This window comes from uncultured Plantibacter sp. (genome assembly GCF_963518075.1).
Taxonomy (GTDB): Bacteria; Actinomycetota; Actinomycetes; order Actinomycetales; family Microbacteriaceae; genus Plantibacter; species Plantibacter flavus_A.
On sequence record NZ_CAUQHZ010000012.1, the window covers coordinates 51889 to 73715 of the forward strand.

Annotated in this window: 20 protein-coding genes; 5 read left to right on the top strand and 15 right to left on the bottom strand. The window is 70.6% G+C overall.

Annotation, left to right across the window (positions count from 1 at the left end):
• Nucleotides 1-16: 16 nt before the first annotated feature.
• Nucleotides 17-571 carry a GNAT family protein gene (locus RWN05_RS14105; RefSeq protein ID WP_314139993.1) on the bottom strand — a complete coding sequence of 185 codons (555 nt, stop codon included), beginning with the start codon at nucleotides 569-571 and terminating at the stop codon, nucleotides 17-19.
• A gap of 115 nt (nucleotides 572-686) precedes the next feature.
• On the opposite strand from RWN05_RS14105, the gene RWN05_RS14110 reads away from it, so the two are divergent.
• Nucleotides 687-1199: a hypothetical protein gene (locus tag RWN05_RS14110; RefSeq protein ID WP_082915949.1), complete on the top strand. Its 513-nt coding sequence runs from the start codon at nucleotides 687-689 to the stop codon at nucleotides 1197-1199.
• A 15-nt stretch (nucleotides 1200-1214) separates the two neighbouring features.
• Here the strand turns inward: RWN05_RS14110 and RWN05_RS14115 are convergent, their stop codons facing one another.
• A complete protein-coding gene (locus RWN05_RS14115) occupies nucleotides 1215-2330 on the bottom strand; it encodes a hypothetical protein (RefSeq protein WP_314139995.1) in 1116 nt (371 codons plus the stop codon).
• A gap of 93 nt (nucleotides 2331-2423) precedes the next feature.
• Here RWN05_RS14115 and RWN05_RS14120 point away from each other — a divergent pair, with 93 nt between their 5' ends.
• Complete coding sequence (locus tag RWN05_RS14120; protein ID WP_314139996.1) at nucleotides 2424-3053, top strand: isochorismatase family protein; 630 nt, start codon at nucleotides 2424-2426, stop codon at nucleotides 3051-3053.
• A 14-nt stretch (nucleotides 3054-3067) separates the two neighbouring features.
• Here RWN05_RS14120 and RWN05_RS14125 read toward each other — a convergent pair whose 3' ends face one another.
• The 7 genes from RWN05_RS14125 to RWN05_RS14155 are packed head-to-tail and all read right to left on the bottom strand — an operon-like array spanning nucleotide 3068 to nucleotide 9800.
• The gene (locus RWN05_RS14125) at nucleotides 3068-4576 is read right to left on the bottom strand and encodes an ABC transporter substrate-binding protein (RefSeq protein WP_314139997.1); all 1509 of its coding nucleotides are present in this window, start codon (nucleotides 4574-4576) and stop codon (nucleotides 3068-3070) included.
• A gap of 55 nt (nucleotides 4577-4631) precedes the next feature.
• Entirely contained in the window at nucleotides 4632-5504 is an 873-nt protein-coding gene (locus RWN05_RS14130; RefSeq protein WP_314139998.1) for a MurR/RpiR family transcriptional regulator, read from the bottom strand.
• Nucleotides 5485-6360 carry a phosphonate ABC transporter, permease protein PhnE gene (phnE, locus tag RWN05_RS14135; RefSeq protein ID WP_079002966.1) on the bottom strand — a complete coding sequence of 292 codons (876 nt, stop codon included), beginning with the start codon at nucleotides 6358-6360 and terminating at the stop codon, nucleotides 5485-5487. The genes RWN05_RS14130 and phnE (RWN05_RS14135) overlap by 20 nt, the downstream gene beginning before the upstream one ends.
• Nucleotides 6357-7190: a phosphonate ABC transporter, permease protein PhnE gene (gene phnE / locus RWN05_RS14140; RefSeq protein ID WP_314140000.1), complete on the bottom strand. Its 834-nt coding sequence runs from the start codon at nucleotides 7188-7190 to the stop codon at nucleotides 6357-6359. The genes phnE (RWN05_RS14135) and phnE (RWN05_RS14140) overlap by 4 nt, the downstream gene beginning before the upstream one ends.
• Nucleotides 7187-8011: a phosphonate ABC transporter ATP-binding protein gene (gene phnC / locus RWN05_RS14145; protein ID WP_071259130.1), complete on the bottom strand. Its 825-nt coding sequence runs from the start codon at nucleotides 8009-8011 to the stop codon at nucleotides 7187-7189. The genes phnE (RWN05_RS14140) and phnC overlap by 4 nt, the downstream gene beginning before the upstream one ends.
• A 39-nt stretch (nucleotides 8012-8050) precedes the next feature.
• Nucleotides 8051-9061, bottom strand: coding sequence for a phosphate/phosphite/phosphonate ABC transporter substrate-binding protein (gene phnD / locus RWN05_RS14150; RefSeq protein ID WP_079002964.1), 1011 nt, complete (start codon nucleotides 9059-9061; stop codon nucleotides 8051-8053).
• 31 nt (nucleotides 9062-9092) lie between these two features.
• On the bottom strand, nucleotides 9093-9800 hold the full coding sequence (locus RWN05_RS14155; RefSeq protein ID WP_314140003.1) for an HAD family hydrolase: 708 nt from the start codon (nucleotides 9798-9800) through the stop codon (nucleotides 9093-9095).
• Between the two features lie 150 nt (nucleotides 9801-9950).
• Between RWN05_RS14155 and RWN05_RS14160 the strand changes: the two genes are divergently transcribed.
• Entirely contained in the window at nucleotides 9951-10568 is a 618-nt protein-coding gene (locus tag RWN05_RS14160) for an amino acid deaminase (RefSeq protein ID WP_314140004.1), read from the top strand.
• Between the two features lie 6 nt (nucleotides 10569-10574).
• Here the strand turns inward: RWN05_RS14160 and RWN05_RS14165 are convergent, their stop codons facing one another.
• Both RWN05_RS14165 and RWN05_RS14170 read right to left on the bottom strand, forming a co-directional pair.
• Complete coding sequence (locus tag RWN05_RS14165) at nucleotides 10575-11135, bottom strand: hypothetical protein (RefSeq protein WP_314140005.1); 561 nt, start codon at nucleotides 11133-11135, stop codon at nucleotides 10575-10577.
• Between the two features lie 83 nt (nucleotides 11136-11218).
• On the bottom strand, nucleotides 11219-14242 hold the full coding sequence (locus RWN05_RS14170) for a hypothetical protein (RefSeq protein WP_314140007.1): 3024 nt from the start codon (nucleotides 14240-14242) through the stop codon (nucleotides 11219-11221).
• Nucleotides 14243-14513: 271 nt separating this feature from the next.
• Between RWN05_RS14170 and RWN05_RS14175 the strand changes: the two genes are divergently transcribed.
• Both RWN05_RS14175 and RWN05_RS14180 read left to right on the top strand, forming a co-directional pair.
• Nucleotides 14514-16145 carry a LuxR C-terminal-related transcriptional regulator gene (locus tag RWN05_RS14175; RefSeq protein ID WP_314140008.1) on the top strand — a complete coding sequence of 544 codons (1632 nt, stop codon included), beginning with the start codon at nucleotides 14514-14516 and terminating at the stop codon, nucleotides 16143-16145.
• A 138-nt stretch (nucleotides 16146-16283) separates the two neighbouring features.
• Entirely contained in the window at nucleotides 16284-17120 is an 837-nt protein-coding gene (locus RWN05_RS14180; protein WP_064294694.1) for an alpha/beta fold hydrolase, read from the top strand.
• A gap of 63 nt (nucleotides 17121-17183) precedes the next feature.
• Here the strand turns inward: RWN05_RS14180 and RWN05_RS14185 are convergent, their stop codons facing one another.
• Genes RWN05_RS14185 through RWN05_RS14200 form a run of 4 tightly spaced genes read right to left on the bottom strand, consistent with a single transcriptional unit; the run spans nucleotide 17184 to nucleotide 21749 of the window.
• Nucleotides 17184-18521 carry a glycoside hydrolase family 32 protein gene (locus RWN05_RS14185; protein ID WP_314140010.1) on the bottom strand — a complete coding sequence of 446 codons (1338 nt, stop codon included), beginning with the start codon at nucleotides 18519-18521 and terminating at the stop codon, nucleotides 17184-17186.
• 53 nt (nucleotides 18522-18574) lie between these two features.
• The gene (locus RWN05_RS14190; RefSeq protein ID WP_079002958.1) at nucleotides 18575-19408 is read right to left on the bottom strand and encodes a carbohydrate ABC transporter permease; all 834 of its coding nucleotides are present in this window, start codon (nucleotides 19406-19408) and stop codon (nucleotides 18575-18577) included.
• An 8-nt stretch (nucleotides 19409-19416) separates the two neighbouring features.
• Nucleotides 19417-20367: a carbohydrate ABC transporter permease gene (locus RWN05_RS14195; protein WP_079002957.1), complete on the bottom strand. Its 951-nt coding sequence runs from the start codon at nucleotides 20365-20367 to the stop codon at nucleotides 19417-19419.
• On the bottom strand, nucleotides 20367-21749 hold the full coding sequence (locus tag RWN05_RS14200; RefSeq protein WP_071259152.1) for an extracellular solute-binding protein: 1383 nt from the start codon (nucleotides 21747-21749) through the stop codon (nucleotides 20367-20369). The genes RWN05_RS14195 and RWN05_RS14200 overlap by 1 nt, the downstream gene beginning before the upstream one ends.
• Nucleotides 21750-21827 lie beyond the last annotated feature (78 nt).

Sequence of the window (21827 nt, forward strand, 5' to 3'; positions counted from 1 at the left end):
GGTCGGCTGACGGGCCTCAGCCGCGATCGCTCGCCAGCAGGCCGAAGACGACCGTGTCGGTCCACTCGCCCTTGTTCCACCAGTCCTGCCGGAGGTGGGCCTCGCGCCGCATGCCGACCCGCTCGGCGAGCCGCGCCGATGCGGTGTTCCGACCGTCCATCTGCGCGGCGACCCGGTGCATCCCCGGCGTGCTGAACGCGAGGTCGAGGACCGCGCCGACGGCCTCGCCCGCGAACCCCTTGCCGCCGTGTGCCGGGTCGAGGACCCAACCGATCTCGGCGACGCCCCGCTCGTGGTCGGTGTACCAGAGCAGGACCTCGCCCACCGGCGCACCCTCGTGCTCGACGATGAGCGCGAGCGCACGCGACGGGCTGTCCAGGCCGGTGCGCTTGAGCCGCTCGGCGCTCTTCGTCCGCGCGACCTCCTCCGTCCACGGCTCGTCGAGGAGGTAGGTGGCGACGTCCGGCCGTCCGTAGACCGCGAGCAACCAGGCCACGTCCGACGGTTCGTGCGGGCGGAGGACGAGTCGATCGGTGGACAGCGGGAAGGTCGTGGGAAGGGAGGTGCTCACGTCGATCAACGATACGAGATGGCGCTCCGCACCGCGCAGCGGGCTTTCCGGACCGCCCGCGGGTACGGCAACATGGATGGCGCCGACTCGCAGATCGTTGAAGGGGACCTCGTCCATGACCGCACCGCACCGCAGCCGACTCGCCCTCGTCTGGGGCTCCGGGCTCCTCGTCGCCGGACTCCTCGCCGGATGCTCGGCACCGTCCAGCGGGGATCGCGACTCCGCGGCGCCGTCGTCGACCCCCACCGCCACGGCGACCGCCGATGCCGCGGACGGGCCCGCCGACTACACCGCGTTCTGCGCGGCCAACCGCGCGGCGGCGACCGCGAAGTCGGGCACCGTCGGCGAGGACCTCGAAGCCGTGCAGGCGCAGGTCACGACGATCCGCGACCTCCTGCCCCTGGACGGCGTGAGCGCCGAGGTCGCAGCCGGCGCCGAGGTCTTCGCGACCTCCGCTGAGGAGACCGCCGCGATCCTCGCCGAGTTCCCGGCCGACAGCCTCGTCTCCGACGTCGGGCTCGACCCGAGGTTCACCGAGTCACAGGCCGTGCAGAGCGCCGCGACCGACCCGGACTACCAGGCGTTCATCGCCTGGACCATCCAGACCTGCGGTTTCGACACCGAGTGATCGCGCTGCCGGCCGTCACCGCGTCTGGGCGATGATCGCCTCCGCGACCGTCTGTGCACCGTCGCCGGAACTCACGGCGTAGAACGTCTCACCGACGGTGAGGTAGAGCGGCGACCGCGGACCGTCCATGCGGCGCGCGACGAACGCCGACTCGCCGTCGACCGCGCCCTCGAGGATGACCGGCTCGAGGGCCGCCGCCATGTCGGGCCGGGCTGCCAGCTCGTCGATGATCGTCGCGCCGTCGCGCACGACCAGGATGTCGGTGTACCCGAAACCCTCAGCGAAGAGTTCGCAGCTGAACGCACCGACGCGGGCGCTCGCGGCATCCTCCAGATCGCCGATCGGCTGGGCCCGTGGGTCGATGACGGTGTAGGTGGTGGTGGCCTCGCCGTACTGCAGTGCTGAGACGATCCCGGCCTCGTCCAGCCCGCCGTCGCAGCTCGCGTCGCCCTCGCGTGGCGCGAGCGCAGGCCAGGCGAGCTGAGCCTCGGAGGCGGGCTCCACCGTCGAGAAGGTGGTCTCCGCCGCCGAGGCGAGGTTGTCGAGGACCTCGCCCGACGGCGTGCCGTCGAACCGGCTGCCGGTCGAGGTCAGCCCGGAGGCAGTGATCGACAGCTCGACCCAGGCCGAGCCGACGGGAGCGGACACGCGCCATCCGGTCTCGCCCGACGAGGTGGTCGCCTCGACACCGGCGATCGTCCTCGTGTCCTCGGACGGTGTGTCGCCGGCGTAGGGCGGCGCCCAGTCGTCGGCAGCGCCCGGCAGGATCTCGATCGAGAGGTAGGCCCAGTCGCCCGCTCCATCGCCGATCATCTGCTGTCCGGCGCCCACCCGCCAGGAGCAGGCGAGCCCGCCGGCCGCCGTCAGGACGGCCAGATCCACGGCGTCGGACGGCTGCACGGCCTCGAGGACGTCAGCCGGTTCAGCGGCGAGGACGCCGGCGACGGTGTCGAGCGATGCGAGGTCGCTGCACGCGAGGAGGTCGGTCGACTCCGGGGTGCTCGGTGCGGCTGAGGTCGGCGACGCGTCCGGCGTCGCGGATGACGCGCACGCCGATGCCGACAGCGCCACCATCACGGCGAGTCCCGTACTGATCCCGACCGAACGCATCCCCGCACCCCTGATCCCCATGCGCCGAGACTATCGGTGGCGCGCGTCGTCCGCTTCCGCGGGAGGATGGAACCGGCGTCGTGTGGATGCCATCACCGAACCGAGGAGTTCTCCGTGACCACGACCCGTCGCGCCCTGATCCTGATCGACGTCCAGCAGGAGTACTTCGCCGGTCCGCTCGCGATCCAGTACCCGCCGCGCGACGAGTCGATCTCACGGATCGCGGACGCCATCGATGCGGCGACGACGGCCGGAGTCCCCGTCGTGGTCGTCCAGCACTCATCCGGCAGCGGGGCCCCGGTCTTCGATCCGGACACGAGTGCGTTCGAGCTGCACCCCGAGGTCGCCCGCCGGGTGCAGCCGTCCTGGAAGGGCGTCGTGAAGCAGTACGGTTCGGTCTTCGCCGGGACCGAGCTCGAGGCGTGGCTGCGCGAGCAGGGCGTCGGCACCATCACGCTCGTCGGGTACATGACCAACAACTGCGTCATCGCCTCGGCAGCAGGCGCCGAAGAACTCGGTATCGACGTCGAGGTGCTCTCCGACGCGACCGGAGCCATCAACCTCGAGAACGCGGCCGGGTCCGTCGACGCGAAGACGGTGCACACGACCCTCATGGCGCTGCTGGATTCGAACTTCGCCGCTGTGGCGACGACGGCGTCCTGGACGCAGGCCCTCACGGACGGCACGGCGTTGCCGAAGGACGACCTGGTGTCCTCCGCCACGCGCGCCGCCGGTCGCGACTAGCCTCCCGCCGCCGATCAGTCGGTGACGGCGACGTCCCGGAGGTCGAGGTGCTCGCTGACGAAGTCGGTGGGGAAGCCGGTGACGCCGTCGCGCACGACGGTGAGGGTGATCCCGGTGTAGAGCCAGTCCGCGGCGTGGTCCTTCGAGACCAGCGCGGCGGCTTCGCGGAGTCGTTCGTCGGCGACCTTCGGGTCGATCGCGGCCTTCGCCTCGGCGACCAACGACTGCACCGCCGGGTTGTCGTAGCCGAAGTAGTAGTCCGGGTCCGCCCAGTGCCGGAAGTCGCGTGCCTCGACATGGTTCACGAGACTGAGGTCGTAGTCGTGGTTGGTGTAGACGTCGTTCAACCAGGTGGGGAACTCGACGCTGTCGACCGTGAGGGTGACGCCGACGGCCTTGAACTGCGACACCAGGACATTGGTCGCGGCGGTGCCGTAGTGGTTCGGGACGGTGAGCGTGAGCGCGAGGTCCTCCTGGCCGGCCTGCGCGAGGAGCGCCTTCGCCGCGTCCGGGTCGTAGCCCACGACGTCACTGAGGTCCTCGTAGCCGGGGTCGAGCTCCGGGATCGGTCCGTACTGCAGGGCCGCGGCGCCACCGACCGCTTCGACGATGGCGGCGTGGTCGATCGCCGTCCGGAGGGCCTGGCGGACGAGGGGGTCGTTCAGGGGCGCGCGCTGGTTGTTGAAGGCGAGGGTGTACTTGTCGGTGGTCTTCCCCTCGACGATCGTCAGGCCGTCGGCACGCTCGACCTGGTCCCGCAGGTTCGCGTCGAGACCGATCTGCACGTCGACCTCGCCGGCGAGGGTCGCGTTGACGGCCGAGGACGCGTCGGGGATGTAGCTGAAGACGACCTCCTGGACCTTCGGAGCGTCGCCCCAGTAGTCGTCGTTCCGCTCGACGGTGATGCTGTCGCCCTGCTTCCACGATGTGAGCGTGAACGGCCCGGTGCCGTTCGCCGTCGTCGACAGGTCGTTGTCCGTCCCGGCCTGGAGGACGAGCCCCGCACGACCCGTCAGTGCCCACAGCAGGTCGGAGTCGGGGGAGCTGAGCTGCAGCCGGACGGTGCGCTCGTCGACCGCCGTGATGCTCTGGAGCTGCTCCAGGTCGAGGTGGTCGACGAACGCCTCGTTCTGCTGGACCTGCGTGAGCGAGTCGACCACATCGGCGGTGGTGAGTGGAGCGCCGTCGTGGAAGGTCACGCCGTCACGGAGGACGAAGGTGTAGGTGAGCCCGTCGGCGCTGACCTCGTGGCGCTCGGCGAGGGTGTCGACGATCTCGTTGTCCGTCGTGCGCGAGACCAGCCCCTGGTAGACGTTGTCGATGAGGACCTGCTCGAGTGCGACGCCGGAGGTCGTGCGGATGTTCAGGTCCGAGGGCTCGAGGACGAGGCCCACGCGGAGTGTCGCGTCGGTGTCCGCGGTCGGCGTCGTCGCCGGGCCGGCGCAGCCCGTGAGGACGAGGAGGGAACCGGTGGCCGCGATCACGGCGGTGACCAGGTGACGACGCAGTCGATGACGGGGCATGGGGAACATTCTCGCGGATCCCGGCACCGGTCCGAGCCGGTCTGCCCGAGCCGGGTCATTCCGAGGCGTCGTCCGACAGCGAGCCGCTGATGACCGCGAGCGTCGCCGACTGGGCGCGCTGCGCACGATCGCCCCGTCGGCCCACGAGCAGGCCGACCACGGACTCCGTCACGAGCATGATGGCCGCCCGGGAGGTGTGCACGAGTTCGTCCCGGAAGGTCGCGTCGATGGGAGCGACCACGAGCGCGACATCCGCGAGTTCGGCGACGGCCGAGCGCGGGAACGAGGTGATCGCGAGGACGGTCGCGCCACTCGCCCGAGCTGCCGCGGCCACGTCGACGGACGCCCGGTTCGCGCCCGAGCCCGACAGGACCAGACACGCCGCGCCCGGGCCGAGGTGGGTGGCCGCGATCTGCTGCCCGAGCGTGTCGGGCAGGTACTCGGCCGGCCGGCCTGCGGAGATGAGCCGCATCGCCAGATCGGAACCGAGCGGTGAGGAGAGGCCGTTCGCCGCGATGAGCAGTCTCGGCGCCTCGTCGAGCACGCGGACGAACCGTTCGAGCGTCTCCTCCGTCATCGCCGACGTCGTCTGGCCGAGGCGACCGGCGAAGTGGTCGATGGCCCCGCGGAGGGTGCCGAGCATCGTGTCGTCGCCGTCGTCGCGGGCGGTCGGTGTCCCGAGCGCGACCTCGCGGGTGAGGGCGACCCGCAGCTGCGGGTAGCCCTCGTACCCGAGCGACTGCGCGGTGCGGATGACCGTGGCGCGGCCGACACCGGCGAGGTCGGCGACCTCCTGGGCGGTGCGCTCGATGCTCGCCTCGATGTCCTCGGCCACCGTCTCGGCCACCCGGCGTTCGCTGGGTTGGAGCGACGGCGCGAGCATCGCGATCCTGGCCGTCGGCGGGGCGTCAGCGGACCCTGTCCACATTGCGGCTCCTCGTCGTGCGGGCGGGAAGGGCGGTACGGGTGGTGCGGGCGATGCCGGGGCCCCGGGTGATCCTGCGTCGGATGGCACCCGAGATCGCGTCCATCGTCATGGTCACGACGACCACCACGATCAGCAGCATCCCGACTGTATCCCACTGGCGATAGTTGGTGTAGTTCGCCAGCATGCTGCCGATCCCGCCTGCGCCGACGAGCCCGAGGACCGCCGAGGTGCGGATGTTGATCTCGAACCGGTAGAGCGCGAGCGACAGCAGTGCCGGTGCGGCGGCGGGCCAGAGCGCCCAGCGCGTCACCTCGGCGGTACCGCCTCCGGCAGCGCGGACGGCCTCCGAGGCGCCCTCCTGCACGGACTCGATCGTCTCGTAGACCCATTTCCCCTGGGTGCCGATGCCGGCGATCCCGAGCGCCAGCGCGCCCGTGAACGGGGTGAGTCCGGTGATCGTGAGCAGGATGAGGGCGATGATCACCTCCGGGACCGCGCGGATGACGGCGAACACCCCACGCAGCGGCAGCCGCAGCCAGACCGGACCGACCGACCCGGCGGCGAGCATGCCGAGCGGGATCGAGACGAGGACGCAGAGGATCGCGCCGATCCAGGCCATCGAGATCGACCGCCACATCTCGGTGAGGGCCCGCGGGAGCTTCTCCCAGTTCGGGCTCTCGAACATGAGCCCGCCGAAGTGCACGAGCTGCGCCGGGACGGTCCCGAGGTCGCGCCAGTCGATCGGCAGGCCGGCGGTCGCGGCGATGACGACGATCCCGACGGCGACGGCCGCGAGGGTCGGGACGAGCCGCGAGGGACGGCGGGGGAGCACGGTGCTCGGATCGGTCGCGGTCATACGAGTCGCCTCCGCAACAGGTTGGACGCGACCTCGATGAGCACGACGACGACGAGGATCTCGAGGACGATGACCGAGACGTCGTCGTAGGCGTAGAACGCGCGCCGCTCGTCGAGCAGCCGACCGATGCCGCCGGCGCCCACGATGCCGAGGATGGCGGAGATGCGGACGTTGAGCTCCAGGGTGTACAGCCACTGGTTCGCGAACAGCGGCCAGACCTGCGGGAGGACGGTGACGCGGTTGATCTGCGTCTGCGTCCCACCGGCGGCCTTGCCGGCCTCGATGTACGGGTGGTCGGCGGAGTCGATCGCCTCGGAGACGAGTTTGACGATGATGCCGAGGTCGAAGAGGAAGAGCGTCAGGAGGCCGGGCAGCGCACCGACGCCGACCATGGCGACGAGGATGGTCGCGTAGACGAGGTCGGGCACCGCTCGGACGACGTTGACGATCGCGCGCAGGATGCGACGCGACAGGCCGTTCGGGTTCGTCGGGGCCGCCGCCCACAGCGTCAGCGGGACGGACAGCAGCGCAGCGGTCACCGCACCCACGAGCGCCATCTGCAGCGTCTCGAGCATCGGTTGCACCGTCCGTGGCAGGAAGGCGACGTCGGGTTGGAAGAGCTGGAGGAGCAGACCGGAGCCGTTGTCCCAGTGGGAGATGAGCGCGCCGAAGTCGAGCTGTACGCCGCCGATCGCCGGGAGGCAGGTGGCGATCGTGAAGGCGGCCACGGCCCCGATGATGAGCGCGGTCCGCAGCCGGGTGCTCGGCCTGGGCGGCAGCTGCCAGTCGGTCCCGGGCGGCAGCTGCACGTCGGTCCTGGTCGCCGTCATCGGTCCAGCCGATCGTCGGGCTGGATGGGGCGACCGTAGATCCGCTCGAAGTCCGCCTCGGTCGCGTCGGCTGCGGAGCCGTCATAGACGAGTTCGCCGTCGCGGAGCCCGATCATGCGGGTCGTGTAGGTGCGAGCGAGGTCCATGAGGTGGATGTTCACGAGCACCGTGAGACCCGTCTCGGTGTTCACCCGGCGCAGGTCGTTCATCACCGTGTGCGCGGTCGGCGGGTCGAGACTCGCGACGGGCTCGTCGGCGAGCATGACGCTCGGCTGCTGCGTGAGGGCGCGGGCGATCGCGACGCGCTGTTTCTGCCCGCCGGAGAGTTGCGCCGCGCGGGTCCAGACCTTGTCGAGCATGCCGACCGACTGGAGCGAGCGCAGGGCGAGCTCCCGGTCGGCGGCGGTCGTCAGGCCGAGGAGGTTCCGGTACGTCGGGGTGCCGGCGAACCGGCCGACGAGCACGTTGCGGTACACGCTCGTCCGGTCGGCCAGGTTGAAGCCCTGGAAGATCATGCCGACGTGCCCGCGCAGCCGACGGAGCTGTCTGCCGCGCAGACCGGTGACGGTGTGCGGCCCGACGGCGACGGTCCCGCTCGTCGCCGGCACGAGGCCGTTGATCGTGCGGATGAGCGTCGACTTGCCGGAGCCGGAGAGCCCCACGACGGAGACCATCTCCCCGGCGGCGATGTCGAGAGAGACGTTGCGGAGCGCCTTCGTGCCGTTCGGGTAGGTGACCGAGACGTCGTCGAGACGGATGGACCACGACGCGGAGGCCGCGAGCTGGGCTCGGGCCTCCGCGCGATGCTGATCAGTGTTCATGCACCGGATTCCTGGAGAGGGTCGATCGGTTGGAGCGGGTCAGTTCGAGAACTGGTCGAGGATCTCGCCGTAGCGGGTGATCTCGTCCGGTGCGGTCTTGTCGGTCCAGCCGGAGAGGCCGACGAGGTCGAACATGACCTGCTTCGCCGCATCGGAGGAGTCCGCGTAGCCCGCCATGAGCGTGGTGAGCTGCTTCGTGAGGTCGGCCGGGAGCGACTTCGAGACCGCGACGCCGCCGTTGGGGATCATCTCGGTATAGGCGAACGCGACGACCTTGTCGGCGACGTCGGGCGCCTCCTTGAGGACGGTCGTGCGCGCGTCCCAGTAGCCGAACGAGACCTCGGCGTCGCCGTTGTAGACGGAGAGGACCGCGTTGTTGTTGCCCTCGACCGGCACCTGGGTGATGTCGGCGTCGGTGTCGATGCCGGCGTCACGCATGGCGACCACGGGGTACTGGTACCCGGCGGGCGAGGTCGCGGCCTGCAGGGCGACCTTGGTGCCCTTCGAGATCTTGTCGAGGGCCTTGAGCGCGGCCGGCCCGGAGCCGGTCGCAGCGTCGGCGCCGGGCTCGATGCCGTTGCAGTACGAGAGCGGGGTGTCGCTCGCCGCGTAGGTGACCATGACCGGAGCCTCGGCGCAGTACTTGTCGGGGTTGTTCGTGTAGGCGACCGACGCGTACGAGGTGGCGCCGAAGCGGACGTCGCGCAGGACGAGGTTCGCGTCGTAGCGCTCGGTCGCGTTGTAGAGCGAGCCGGCGTCGGTGATGATGACCTGTGCCTGGTCGCTGCCGAGGGCCTCGACGGTCGCGGCGTAGTCGGTCGCGACGACGCCGTTGACCTCGATGCCGAGGTTCTCCGAGAGATAGCTGGTGAGCGGGTCGAGTGCTTCGGCGAGGTCCTCGCCCTCCACCGACGGCACGAGCGAGATGGTGATGGAGTCGGGCCAGGACGCCGTGCCTGTGGCCGACGGGGAGGAGGCGGCGGGGCTGCAGCCGGCGAGGGCGAGGGCGGCGACGGCCGCGACGCCGGTGAGGAGCAGGGTCTTGCGCATGTTCGGGATGCCTTTCGAGGGTGGAGGGTGATCAGGAGGCGGACGGAGCGGGACTGGAGGTCGGGGAGGCGTCGGGGAGACGCGATGCGGCTGCGGCCCACGCGATGATCTGGTCGTACAGGTCGGCGAGCGAGCGCCCACGCATCGTGGCGGTGGCCGTCGAGCGCTCGAAGGTCGCGCCGACGAGGGCGGTGTCGGCGCCCAGTTCGGCGGCGGGAGCGAGGTCGTTCTCGACGATGTCGCCGACGGCGAGGACCGGGCCGGCGGCGAGCGCGTCGCGGATGAGCGGGACGAGGCCTGCCGGTTTCCCGACGGTGAAGTGCACGGCGTCGAACGCCTCGGCGACGCCCCAGGACTGGAGGAGGGCCGTGATGCCGTCGCCGGGGGCGTTCGTGGCCAGGACGAGTCGGGCGTGGGCGCCCAGCGTCTCGAGGAATGCGGGCAGGCCCTCGGGGGAGTCGACCGCCGCCTCGCTCGAGCCGAGCAGAGCGCGCGAGTCGTCGTAGGACGCGCCGATGACGTCGGCACCGACGCCGGCTTCGCGGGCGATCCGGGTCACGGCGTCGTAGCCGTCGCGGGCGTCGGTCTCGCCGTTCGAGAACGCGGCGAGGGCGGCCTCGGCGCGCATCGCGAACTCGGAATCGCCGGTGCGCTCGGCGATGGCGCGGGCGAAGGCCGTGATCGGCCCGTCGCCGAGGGCGAGGGTGCCGTCGAAATCGAAGAGGATGGTGGGGGCCACAGGCGCTCCTTCTGAGCGTTTCGTTCACACGGCCGCTCCTGCGGACGCTGCGTCCATCATGTATGGCGAGTGTGGACGCAATCACCATGGCGGGTGAACGGCGGGTGAATTCACCGACGCACGAGCCGCCTATGCTGTGGTGCTGTGATGATGACGGAGCTCGCGCGACGAGCAGAGACCGAACCCTCGGCCGTGCTCGAGGAGCACTCCTGGTTGGGTGCGGCGATCGACGACGACACGGCGGCCCGCCGGTTCGCCTCCTGGGGTGCGTCGACCGTCATCGACGAGCACACGGGTGGGCCGGTGATCCCTCGTGCGCTCTTCGAGGCGCTCCATGCGCGCGCCGGCCTCGCAGCGGCATGGCCGGTCGGGAACGCCGGGCTTCTCCACGTCTACGGCTACCTGCTCTCGGCGGTCCCGACGCCGTACGGGTTGAAGCGCGACCGCTGGCTGGACGGAACGCTCGCGCGCGCGTTCGGGCTCCCCGACGACGAGTTCGTCCCGTGGGCCCGTGCGTCGTCCCTGCTGTCGCGGGTGACGGCGGCCGCGCAGGGCCTGCTCGCACGACCGGCACGGACTGCCGACGGCCCGTCCGGTCGGATGCGTCTGGCGCTCGGCGACCCGACGGACACCGATGCCGTCGCGCTCGTGTACGGCATCGACGAGCGCCTGATCACGACCTTCCCGGTCGCCTCCGGAGCAGCGGTGCTGGAGGAGTGGGACGCCGACCCCGACCGCCCCCGGTGGAACGCCGCTGTCGAACGCTGACGTGGATCAGGCGTCGGAGGATCCTCGGCGGGCGTCGCCGCGACGCACGGATCGCATGCCGGAACGGCGGAGACGCCCGGCGACGAGACCGGCCAGCTCCATGGCGAGGACGTAGCTCACGACGCGGACCGCGAGCAGCACGATGACGAGCACCGGCGAGACGAGGTCGGGCGAGATCACCGCGAACGACAGCGCCCAGATCGCGACGCCGCCAACCGCCGCCGCAAGCCAGGTCGTCACGCGGGCGGGGTGACGGCGGCGCGCGAGCACCAGGTCGATCGCCGCTGCCGGAACGACGAGCGCGACGATGATCGCGGGGCCGAGGGCCGTGACGGGCAGTGCGAGGAGCCCGGTGACGGCTGCAGTGAGCACCGTCGCACCGGGGACGCCCGTCCAGCGCCTGGCGAGCATCGGCATCACCATCGTGACGGCGGCGATCGCGGCGTAGAGCACCGGGTTGAGCACCGCGGCGGTCGACGTCAGCGGGCTGACGAGGAAGAGGATGACGGCACCGACGGCGCCGAAGGCCGCACAGCGCAGCAGGGTCGTGGTGGTCGCGGATCTCATGGCCTCAACAGGGTAGTGGTGGTGGAAGTACGACGGGCGGGCCGAGCCCGAAGGCTCGACCCGCCCGATCGGTCAGGTCCGGGTCAGCGCCCGGTGACGAGGCGGCGTCGGGTGACGAGCCCGGTACCGAGCAACAGCAGGACCGCCGCCCCGACCACCAGCGGTGCGATGGTCGTTCCGGTCGAGGCGAGCACCGGACCCGGCGTGCTCACGGTGGCCGTGGACGGGTCGGAGGTGAACGACTCGCCGCCCGGCGTCACGCCGGTCCCGAAGGCGGTGTTGCGGATCGAGCCCGCGTTCAGGTCCGCCTGGGTGACCGTGTAGGTCGCGGTGCAGACGACCTGGAGCCCGGGGGCGAGGAGCGCCGTACCCGTCGGGCAGATGATCGCGGAGAGCGTCCCGGTACCGGTGAAGTCACCTTCCTGGACCGCGACGTCACGCAGCGTGACGTTGCCGGTGTTCGTCACCTGGAACGAGTAGGTGATGACCTGTCCCGCAGTCGTGGCCCGCTCGACGTCGGCCGTCTTGACCACCGAGAGACCGGGGACGGGCGGCGACGGGATCGTGACCTCGGACGGCGGCGAGACCGGCGGGACACCGTTCACGCTGTTCGGCGGCGTCGCCGTCGCGGTCGCCGAGTTCGTGATCAGGCCCGCGTCGACGTCGGCCTGCACGACCGTGTAGGTGGCCTCGCAGGTGATCGTCGCGCCCGGTGCCAACGAAGCGGCTTCGGCGGGGCAGACGACGTCGGACAGCTCGCCGGCGCCGGAGAACTCCCCTTCCACCACCGTCGGGTTCGTCAGCGTGACGTTCCCGGTGTTGGTGAGGAGGAAGGAGTAGGTGACGACCTGGCCGACCGCGAGGCCGCCCTGGGCCACTGCATCGGCCGACTTCACGACCGTGATGGCGGGTGTCGCCGGGAACGCGACCGTGGTCTCCGACGGCGGCGAGACCGGGGGCGTGCCACCGTTCGGCGGGGTGCCGGTCGCGGTCGCGCTGTTCGTGACCGATCCCGCGTCGACGTCGGCCTGGGTCACCGTGTAGGTGGCCTCGCAGGTGATGGTCGCCGCCGGGGCGAGCGAGCCTGCCGCGGGCGGGCAGACGACCTGGGACAGCTCACCGGTCCCGGTGAACCCGCCCTCGACGACCGAGACGTCGGCGAGCGTGACGTTCCCGGTGTTGGTGACCAGGAACGAGTAGGTGACGTCCTCGCCGGCGTTCGCGACCGTGGTAGGCGTCGCGGACTTCGCCACCGTGATGGCGGGCGCTGCCGGGAACTCGACCGTGGTCTCCGACGGCGGTGAGACCGGGGGAGCGCCGCCTGCCGGCGGGGTGCCGGTCGCGGCCGCCGAGTTGGTCACGGAGCCGGCGTCGACGTCGGCCTGCGTGACCGTGTAGCTCGCTTCGCAGGTGACGGTCGCCGCCGGGGCGAGCGAGCCGGCTGTGGCCGGGCACACCACGTCGGAGAGCTCGCCGGTGCCGGTGAACTCGCCCTCGACGATCGAGACGTCGGTCAGGGTGACGTTGCCGGTGTTGGTGACGAGGAACGAGTAGGTGACGTCCTCGCCGGCGTGCGCGACCGTGGTCGGCGTCGCCGACTTCGCGACGGAGAGCGCCGGGGCCTGGGCCACGCCCGGGATGGTGACCTCCGACGGCGGTGAGACCTGCGGCCGGCCCTGCGGCGGTGTCCCGGTCGCGGTGGCCGAGTTGGAGACGGTACCGGCGTCGATGTCGGCCTGCGTCATCGTGTAGGTGGCCTCACAGGTGACGGTCGCCGCGGGCGCGAGCGAGGCGGCTCCCGCCGGGCAGACGACGTCGGAGAGTTCGCCGGTCCCCGTGAACGTGCCCTCGTCGACCTGGACGTCGGTGAGCGGGACGTTGCCGGTGTTGGTGACGAGGAAGGAGTAGGTGATCTCGTCGCCGACGGCGTACTCCGCCGCAACGGGGGACGCGGACTTCACGACGGTGATCGCGGGAGCCTGCGGCACGAACTCGACCGTGGCGTCGGCCGGCGGGTTGAGGCCCACGCTCGTGATGTTGTCGGGCCCGTTCGTGAACGTCCCGGCGACGGGCGACGTGACCTCGACGGTCACGGCGCAGGAGATCATGCCCTGGCTGAGGTTCCCGGTGACGTCGATCGACGAGCCGCCCTCGGGCGCGGTGACGACACCCGACGGGCAGGTGGTCGACGCGTCGCCGTCGGCGATCGTCAGGCCGGCGGGCAGCGCGTCCGTGAAGGACCAGCCGTTCTTCGCCGCGAGTTCGTCGGTGTTGGTGATCGTGAGGGTCAGCGTGGACGTCTCACCGGCGACGACGCTCGCCGGGCTGAACGACTTGTCCAACTGCGGGGAGACGTCGAGCACCTGGATGTTGTCGAAGGCGTGGTCGTTGCCGGCCGTGCCGCCACCGGTCAGGTTGCGGGCGACGATGCCGACGGTCGCGCCGGGGAGCAGGACCGCTCCCGGCGAGACGTAGGTGCCGACACGGACGTTGTCGGCCCCGGCCGCGCCGGTGGCCGGTGCGGTGACGGACCGGGAGCCGGCTGCGGTACAGCCGTTGACGGCCCCGACGGAGTGCGCGCCGCCCTGGTCGTCGGTGAGGAAGAACTCGAGGACGGGCTGCTGCGACGCGTTGCAGGACACCGCGGCGAGATCCACCGAGGTCGTGAGGTACCGGCCGGCGCTCGTGAGCGCGATCGGGTCGACGGTCGCGAACTCGACCGCGTTCGGCGGGTTCATCGTGAGGGTCTGCTGCGAGGTCCAGGCACTCACGGAGTGGTTGGCCGTGTCGCCGGCGCCGAGGGCCCAGGCGAGCTGCCGCGTGCGCCCTTCGCCGGACGCCGATGCCGCGAGGCACTGCGGTTCCGCGGACGAGGCGAAGCTCGTGATGTTGCCGTTGCACTGGGTGTGGTCGCGCCAGGAGGCGTCGGCGGTGTACCGCGTGCCGTCGGCTCCGACGTAGTCCTCGAGGTACGTCGGCGACGTCACGCCGTTCTCGAAGTCCTCGGAGTAGACCACCGAGCCCGACTGCGGCGTCCCCGGCGTCCCCGGCAGCGCCTGCGCGCTCGACCCGACCCCGACGAGCGAGAGCGCCGACAGGACGGTCACCCCGATGATCCCCATGGAGGCGCGACCGGCGGACGGAGCCCCCCACCGGCTCCGCCACCGTGCGCGGTGACTCCTTCGACCCGTGTGCTGCTGCATGTGTGTCGCCTTCCCCGTGAAGCGGCGGTGCTGCCGCCGAAAACCTGGCCCCAGCTGCGGGGCCGAGGATCAGTAGAGCGGCAACCCCGACGCGGTCCGGGCGGATCGGCCAAAGACCACCCCGCATCCTGCCCCGGGTGTTCCCCGACAGGTGGCGGTCACTTAGGGTTGACCCGTGCACACCGGTCGGAAGAGGTACTTTCCCTCCCTCGGGGCGGGGTTCCTCCACCCCACGGACGTCGCCCCGGTCACCCGTCTCCTCACCACGGCCATCCAGGAGGAGGACTGGGACACGGTCGTCTCGGTGATCGAGTACGAGTGGGGGATCCTCATGGCGCTCGACCTCGCGACGCTCGACCGCGCGCTGCAGGCGCTCCCGGCGCGCGTGCTCTCGAACCACCCCATCGTCTTCGCCGTCCGCGAGATCCGGCTCAACATCCGCGGGGAGACCGACGCACTCGACCAGTCGGTGGGGCGGTTCCAGCTCCCGACTGATCCCGACGACATCCGTGACCGCGCCCGCTCCGAGCTCGCGCGCATCAGCCTGAGCGCATCGACGGCGTTCATGATCGCCTACCGCGTGCACGGCCGGCACCAGCGGGCGTTGCACTACGCGCGGATCACCGAGGAGCTCGCTCGCCGAGCCCGCGTGCACCGCCCGACCGAGTTCGCGCCCCGCGTCCCCACCGCCCTGCTGCAGGTGGGGATCACGAAACTGCTCGTGGGAGACCTCCACGAGGCGAGCCTCGTGCTGCGCGAGGCGTACGAGCTCCGGCACGAGTCCTGGGACGGCCGGAACGGTGGGGACGCCTCCGGCAAGCTCGCCCTGCTCTACGCGGTGCGCGGCGAGATCGTGGAGGCAGACCGCTGGCTCGAGCGCCACGACGACGGGGGCGGCGCGCACGGGTGGATGGTGCCCCTGGTCCAACTGTCCGGGTCCATCGCCCGGGCGCTGATCGCCATCGCCCGCGTCGACCGTGCGGCGGCGGAGGCCGCGCTCGCGACGCTGGAGCTCCAGGTCAACCGCGAGCGGTCCTGGGCCCCGTTCATCACCTACGCGCAGGCGCAGCACGCACTCCTGTGGGGCGATCGACGGGCGGCGCTGCAGCTCATCGAGCGCACCCGCGTGTTCGCCGGTCGCAGCCTGCGTCATGCCGGATCGGAGCGACTCCTCGACGCCGTGGAAGCGTCACTCCTCCTCGCCCTCGACCGCCCGACGGAGGCCAGCGTCCTCCTCGACGGCCGTGACCGGAACGCCCACACCGCGGCGGTCGCCTCGCGGCTCGCGCTCCTGACCGACCGTAAACCCCTCGCGCGGGAACTCGCCACCGCCGGGCTCGCGGAGGAGCGCATCGACGCCGGTGCGCAGACGGAGCTGCTCATCACCTCGGCGCTCGCCGACGACTCGGACGAGGACGGTCGGCGGCACCTCCTCCAGGCGATCGCCACGACGGCGCGGACCGGGATGCTCACGCCCTTCGTGGTCGCGCCGCGCAGGCCGCTTCGACACCTCCTCGGCACGATGTCGCCCAGTGCGACCCACGCGTGGATCGAGCGGACGCTCGCCTCGAGTCCCGAGCCGACGCCGGAGACCGTGCAGCTCGTGGAGCTCACCGCCACCGAGCGCCGGATCCTGCAGCTCTCCGCGGAGGGCCGGACCCGGCAGGACGTCGCACAGGCGCTGTACGTGTCCGCGAACACGGTGAAGTTCCACTTCCGGAACGTCTACCGGAAGCTCGGCGTCGACTCCCGCGAGGACGCGCTGGCCACCGCGCGGCGGTTGGGGTTGCTCCCGACCGAGCGGTGAACGTCTCTGGTCGCAACGTCGCCGGAGTCTTCAGCGGATAGGACATCGCCTCGCGGTTCGCAAGCCCCCATCCGCTCGCGCCGCCTCCGCCGAAGCTGGTCTAAGTGGCCGCGAACCGCGGCCCGGGAGAGGAGCACCATGACGGAGATCACCGCACACCACGGCCTGCTGAAGGACACGAACCTGCACGTCGACGACACCGGTGGCACGGGACGCCCGGTCGTCCTCATCCACGGTTGGCCTCTGTCCGGTGCGTCGTGGAAGGAACAGGTCCCGGCCTTCGAGGCCGCAGGCTACCGCGTCATCACCTACGACCGCCGCGGCTTCGGTCGCAGCGACAAGCCGCTCACCGGTTACGGCTACGACCGGCTCACCGACGACCTGCAGGCGGTGCTCGAAGCGCTCGACCTGCGCGACGTGACGCTCGTCGGGTTCTCGATGGGTGGCGGTGAGGTCGCCCGGTACTTCAGCCGCCACGGTTCGGAGCGCATCCACAGCGCGGTCTTCGCCTCCGCGGTTCCGCCGTACCTGCTGCAGACGGCCGGAAACCCTGACGGGCCCCTCCCGGTCTCCGAGGCCGCGAAGATGACGGCCGGGCTCACGGCGGATCAGGACGCGTTCTACGACCAGTTCACGACCGACTTCTTCTCAGTGGACGGCGAGCTGAAGGTCACGGAGGAGCAGCGTCAGGAGGCCCTCGCGCTCGCGCACCAGGCGTTCAAGCCCGCCGCACTCGAGGCCATGGCGTCGTTCGCGAACACCGACTTCCGCGACGACCTGCCGAACGTCACCGTCCCGACCCTCGTCATCCACGGCGACAGCGATGCGACCGTCCCCTTCGAGGGCTCCGGTGCACGGACGCACGCGGCGATCCCGTCGTCGACGCTGTACGTCGTCGAGGGTGCGCCGCACGGCGTCAACGTCAGCCACGCGGAGGAATGGAACCGGGCCGTCCTGGAGTTCCTCGCGAAGTAGGTCCGGCAACCGCATGCGGTGACGCGCGGCGCACCCAGCGCTGCGCGTCACCGCGTCTCCGCGTCAGTGGGACGCCGACACGCCGCCCGCGACGGGGAGGGCCAGCGACCAGGCGTCGGCTCGCACCCCCGCGTCGTGCCGCACGGCGTACCGCTCGCCATCGGCCGGATACGCGCGGAAGGTCCGAGCGGGGTGCCCGGTGTGGTGGATCTCGACGATGGACGCGTCGATGAGGATCCGGACCTCGTCGCCTTCGATCAGCTCGCCCCGCCAGATCAGCTGCGTGTCCGAGCCCTCCAGCTCGAGGGAGGCCGTGCCTGCGCCTGTGAGTCGCACCTCCGCCTGATCAGGGAGTTCCGCCGCGTCGACGAGCTCGGCACGGAGCCTCGTCAGCTCCCGCGCCGGTATCAGCTCGACCTCGTCGCCGCGGACCACGAGCTCGCGCGGGAACGTCAGCATGCCCGACCACCCCTGCTCCTCGGTGTCCGCCTGCGTCCGGCCACGCACGCCCTCGGGTGCGATCTCCTGGGCCCAGCCCCAGAGCAGTACCCGCTCCGACTGTCCGTCCGAGCCGTCGGACTGCACGGCCTGCGGCGCGTAGAAGCTCGACCCCTCGTCGATGATGCCGGTCCGGCGGGCTCTGAACACGGGTCGCCCGGTGGCCTCGTCGAGCTCCATCGAGCCGAGGACCCAGGCCACCCCGCGGTGCGGACGGCCGTCGAGCCACAGCGAGACCAGCAGCACCCAGTCGTCGCCGACGCGCACGAGCTGGGGGCACTCCCACCCTTCGCACGGAGCGAGCTCCGAGACGACCGGCGCCTCGGCCGTCAGCAGGTACCCCTCCTCGGTCCAGGCGTCGAGGTCGTCGACGCCGTAGAGGAGCAGTGCGCCACCGACGTCGGAGCGACCCGCGCCCTGGATCGCCCAGCGGCGCCCACCCAGCTCGAAGACGAACGGGTCGCGCACCATCGTCACGCGCTCATCGGCGGGGAGCGAGGCCGCGACGACACGTTCGCCGCTCCAGTCCTGCGCATCCGCCGGGCCGTGGACGACGACGACCTCCGACAACCCGTGTCGATCACGCGCGCCCGAGTACACGACGGCCGGCCGGCCCTGATCGACGACCCCGACGCCGCTCCAGCAGCCGAAGCCGTCGGTGGTGTTCGGGCGTGGAGCCAGGGCCACCGGGTGTTCCTCCCAGGCGAGCAGGTCCGGCGAGCTCACGTGACCCCAGTGGATGTCCTCGTGCCTGGCCGACCCCGGGTTGTACTGGAAGAAGACGTGCCAGCGACCGTCGACGAACATGATGCCGTTGGGGTCGTTCAACCACCCGGCCTCGGGTCGGGGGTGCAGCAGCGGGAAGCCGCGGTCGAGGACGTGCGTTGCGTGGAGGCCGGTCATGGCTTCCTTTCGGTTCGAGATCGGTCGGATCGAGGGGAGGGCGGTGGTGCCGGTCACTTGCTGACGCCGGCGGTGAGCCCTTCGCGCAGCGGCTTCTGGCCGAAGACGAAGACCAGCGCAGCCGGGATCATGGACAGGACGACACCGGCGAGGACGGTCGCGACCGACCCGGTGCCGAGGTTGCCCTGCAGGGTCACGAGCCCGAGCGGGAGGGTGAAGTTCTGCTCGCTGATCGTGAGGATCAGTGGTCGGAAGAACTCGTTCCAGTGGTAGTTGAACGCGAGGATGCCGACGATCGCGAGGCCCGGGGCGGCGAGCGGCAGGTAGATGCGGAAGAAGATCTTCCACGGTCCCGCGCCGTCGATCTGCGCCGCCTCGGCGAGCTCCGGCGGCAACCCCATGAAGTACTGCCGCATGAGGAAGGTGCCGAACGCCGTCGGGATCATCGGGATGATGAGCGCGAGGAGCGTGTCCGACAGTCCCATGCCGCGGATGAGCATGAACACGGGGACGATCGTCACCTGCATCGGCACCATCATCGTGGCGAGGATCAGTCCGAACAGGATGCGCTTGCCGCCGAAGTCGAAGCGCGCGAACACGTAGCCGGCCATCGCCGCACTGAGCATCTGTCCGGCCGCGATGAGGAGCGTCACCAGTGCGCTGTTCCACGTGTAGAGCAGGATCGGGATCTTCTGGAAGACGTCGATGAACGCGCCCGGGCCGAACTCGGTCTGCCCGGTGTCGACGTTCGCGGGGGTGAGCGCGGTGATGAGCGTCCATACGACGGGCGCGAGCGTGAGGAACGCGGCGAGGACGAGGACGAGGAACTTCCCGGCCGTGGCGAGTCGGCGGCGTGATGAGTCGGGGGTGACTGCTGCGATGGACATCTGGGACCTCATCCGTAGAAGACGAAACGCTTGCTCAGTCGGAACTGTGCGGCGGTGACGAGCATGATCAGGAGCGTCAGCACGATGCCGATCGCTGCGGCGAGACCGAAGTCGAGCTGCTGGAACGCGGACTCGTAGATCACCATCACCGCGGTGCGGGTGTCGTCTCCCGGACCACCTCGTGTGAGGACGTACGGCTGGTCGAAGATCTGCAGGGCGCTGATGATGGCCATGACGGACGCGACGAGCATCGTCGGGCTCACGAGGGGCAGGGTGACGTTCCGGAACTGGCTCCAGCCGTACGCGCCGTCGAGCGACGACGCCTCGTAGACCTCGCGCGGGATCGCGGCCAGTCCACCGATGAACAGCAGGAAGGTGAAGCCGAAGTTCTGCCACACGTAGACGAGGAGGACGACGATCTTCGCGCCGAACCCGGTCGTCAGCCAGCCGATGTTCCCGACGCCGAAGAGTCCGAGGAACTCGTTGACGAGGCCGAACTCCTGGTTGAACAGGTACGACATCACGAGCGACACGGACGCGGCCGACAACACCAACGGGAAGAACAGTGCGGAGCGGAAGAAGGTACGCAGCCATTCCGGCATCCGCGACTGCACGAGGATCGCGAGCAGGAGGGCGACGGCGAGCTGCAGCGTGACCGCCACCACGACGAAGCCGACCGTGTTCAGGAAGGACACGCGCACCGTGGGGTTGGCGGCGAGGTCGACGAAGTTGCCGACGCCGACGAACTCGGGTGCCGAGATGATGTCCCACCGGAAGAAGGCGAGGACGAACGACCCGATGATCGGGACGAAGCTGAAGAGTCCGAGGCCGATGAGCGTCGGGGCGAGGAACACCCAGACGAGCAGTCGGCTGCCGCGAGGGGCACGCTTGCGGCGTCCGGTCTCGGCTTCGGGCGGGACGACCAGTGCCCGGGTCGCCGTCGGTGACTGCAGTGCCATCATCGTCCCTTCAGCGCGAGCTCGAGGTCCCGCTGCATCGTCTCGAGGCCGCGGCGGACGCCGTTCGGGCCGTTCGTGATCGTGCCGACCACGTTCTTGATGAGGGCCGACTCCACGGCCGCCTGCTGGGGCGGTGCGGGCATCGGGCCGGTCGTCGGGAACCGGTCGAGGGTGTCGTAGAAGACCTCCCAGTGCTTCGGGCCGATGTCACCGCCGTAGAGCTCGGCGTTGAGCGAGCGCCGAGGCAGCGACGAGTCGGGCTGGCTGTGCGCGATCGACATGCCCTCGACGGAGATGCAGTACTTCATCCACTCCCACGCCTCGTCCTTGCGTTCTGAGGTCTGCATCATCGCGTAGCCGCCGGCTCCGAACTGGTGGCGCTGGCCGCGCATCTTCGGGAAGTAGGTGACGTCGTACTCGTCGTCGCCCAGGCCGGCGTCGTTGAGGCCCTTGACCCAGAACCCGCCGGCCGGCGTCATGCCGACCGAGCCGCGGGAGAAGAGCGAGACGAGCTCGTTGCCGCCGCCTTGGGCGGGGTTCGCGGCGATGCCCTCGGAGACCATGCGCTGCAGGACCTCGAAGCTCTCGACGGTGCGGTCGCTGAGTGCGTCGGCGTTCTCCCACAGGTATCCGCCACCACGCGGGGTCTCGTCCGGGTAGAACTTCGACCACATCCAGTCGCCGCCGGGTGCCTTCTCCTCAGTGAGGAAGCTCGTGTCGTTGATGTACAACCAGGGCACGACGCCGCCCCAGAGACGGTTGTTCCAGAAGTACGGCAGGAACGAGCCGGGGGCACTGGCCTGCATGGTGCGGCCGACGGTGAAGAAGTCCTCGACCGACCAGTCGTCGCGCGGGCGCTCGAGGCCGGCCCGCTCGAACGCGGAGGTGTTGTAGTACATGTTCGCCGCGTTGAAGTTGTCGGGCAGTTGGAACAGGTTGCCCTTGTACATGAACGACTCGATGAGCGAGGGGTTCACGTCGTCGAAGTACTCCTGCAGCTCGGCGGCGTCGCGCTGCACGTACTCGTCGATCGGGTGGGCGAGTCGCTCGGCGAACAGCTGCGTGCCCTCCGTGGCGACCGACACGATGTCCGGCGGGGTGCCGGCCGCGACCATCGTGAGGATCTTGGCGAAGAAGTTACCCCAGTCCTGGCCCTGGATCGCGATGATCCGGACGGGGATGTCGGGGTGCAGCTTCTGGAAGCCGTCCACGAGCGACTGCCGGGCGGCGGCGTCCTGGGCGGTGCCGAAGAGGGCGACGGTGAGGGCGTCGTCACCTCGGCCGGGGATGTCTCCGCCGGTGAGGCGCGGCCAGGAGATGGCCGTGCCCGCCAGACCGAGACCGAGCAGGGCGAGTGCCGCCCTGCGACTCAGATCAACCACGTTGTTGCTCCTGCGAAATCGGGGCCGACCGTTCGCAGGGCGCGGACGATGAGCCGTGAATGGAGGTGCTGAACGGAT

Coding starts and splice junctions, on each gene's coding strand:
- RWN05_RS14160 (WP_314140004.1), top strand. CDS start 9,951: ATGACGGAGCTCGCGCGACGAGCAGAGACCGAACCCTCGGCCGTGCTC.
- RWN05_RS14130 (WP_314139998.1), bottom strand. CDS start 5,504: ATGTGGACAGGGTCCGCTGACGCCCCGCCGACGGCCAGGATCGCGATG.
- RWN05_RS14125 (WP_314139997.1), bottom strand. CDS start 4,576: ATGCCCCGTCATCGACTGCGTCGTCACCTGGTCACCGCCGTGATCGCG.
- RWN05_RS14110 (WP_082915949.1), top strand. CDS start 687: ATGACCGCACCGCACCGCAGCCGACTCGCCCTCGTCTGGGGCTCCGGG.
- phnD (WP_079002964.1), bottom strand. CDS start 9,061: ATGCGCAAGACCCTGCTCCTCACCGGCGTCGCGGCCGTCGCCGCCCTC.
- phnC (WP_071259130.1), bottom strand. CDS start 8,011: ATGAACACTGATCAGCATCGCGCGGAGGCCCGAGCCCAGCTCGCGGCC.
- RWN05_RS14165 (WP_314140005.1), bottom strand. CDS start 11,135: ATGAGATCCGCGACCACCACGACCCTGCTGCGCTGTGCGGCCTTCGGC.
- RWN05_RS14195 (WP_079002957.1), bottom strand. CDS start 20,367: ATGGCACTGCAGTCACCGACGGCGACCCGGGCACTGGTCGTCCCGCCC.
- RWN05_RS14190 (WP_079002958.1), bottom strand. CDS start 19,408: ATGTCCATCGCAGCAGTCACCCCCGACTCATCACGCCGCCGACTCGCC.
- phnE (WP_314140000.1), bottom strand. CDS start 7,190: ATGACGGCGACCAGGACCGACGTGCAGCTGCCGCCCGGGACCGACTGG.
- RWN05_RS14115 (WP_314139995.1), bottom strand. CDS start 2,330: ATGGGGATCAGGGGTGCGGGGATGCGTTCGGTCGGGATCAGTACGGGA.
- RWN05_RS14180 (WP_064294694.1), top strand. CDS start 16,284: ATGACGGAGATCACCGCACACCACGGCCTGCTGAAGGACACGAACCTG.
- phnE (WP_079002966.1), bottom strand. CDS start 6,360: ATGACCGCGACCGATCCGAGCACCGTGCTCCCCCGCCGTCCCTCGCGG.
- RWN05_RS14185 (WP_314140010.1), bottom strand. CDS start 18,521: ATGACCGGCCTCCACGCAACGCACGTCCTCGACCGCGGCTTCCCGCTG.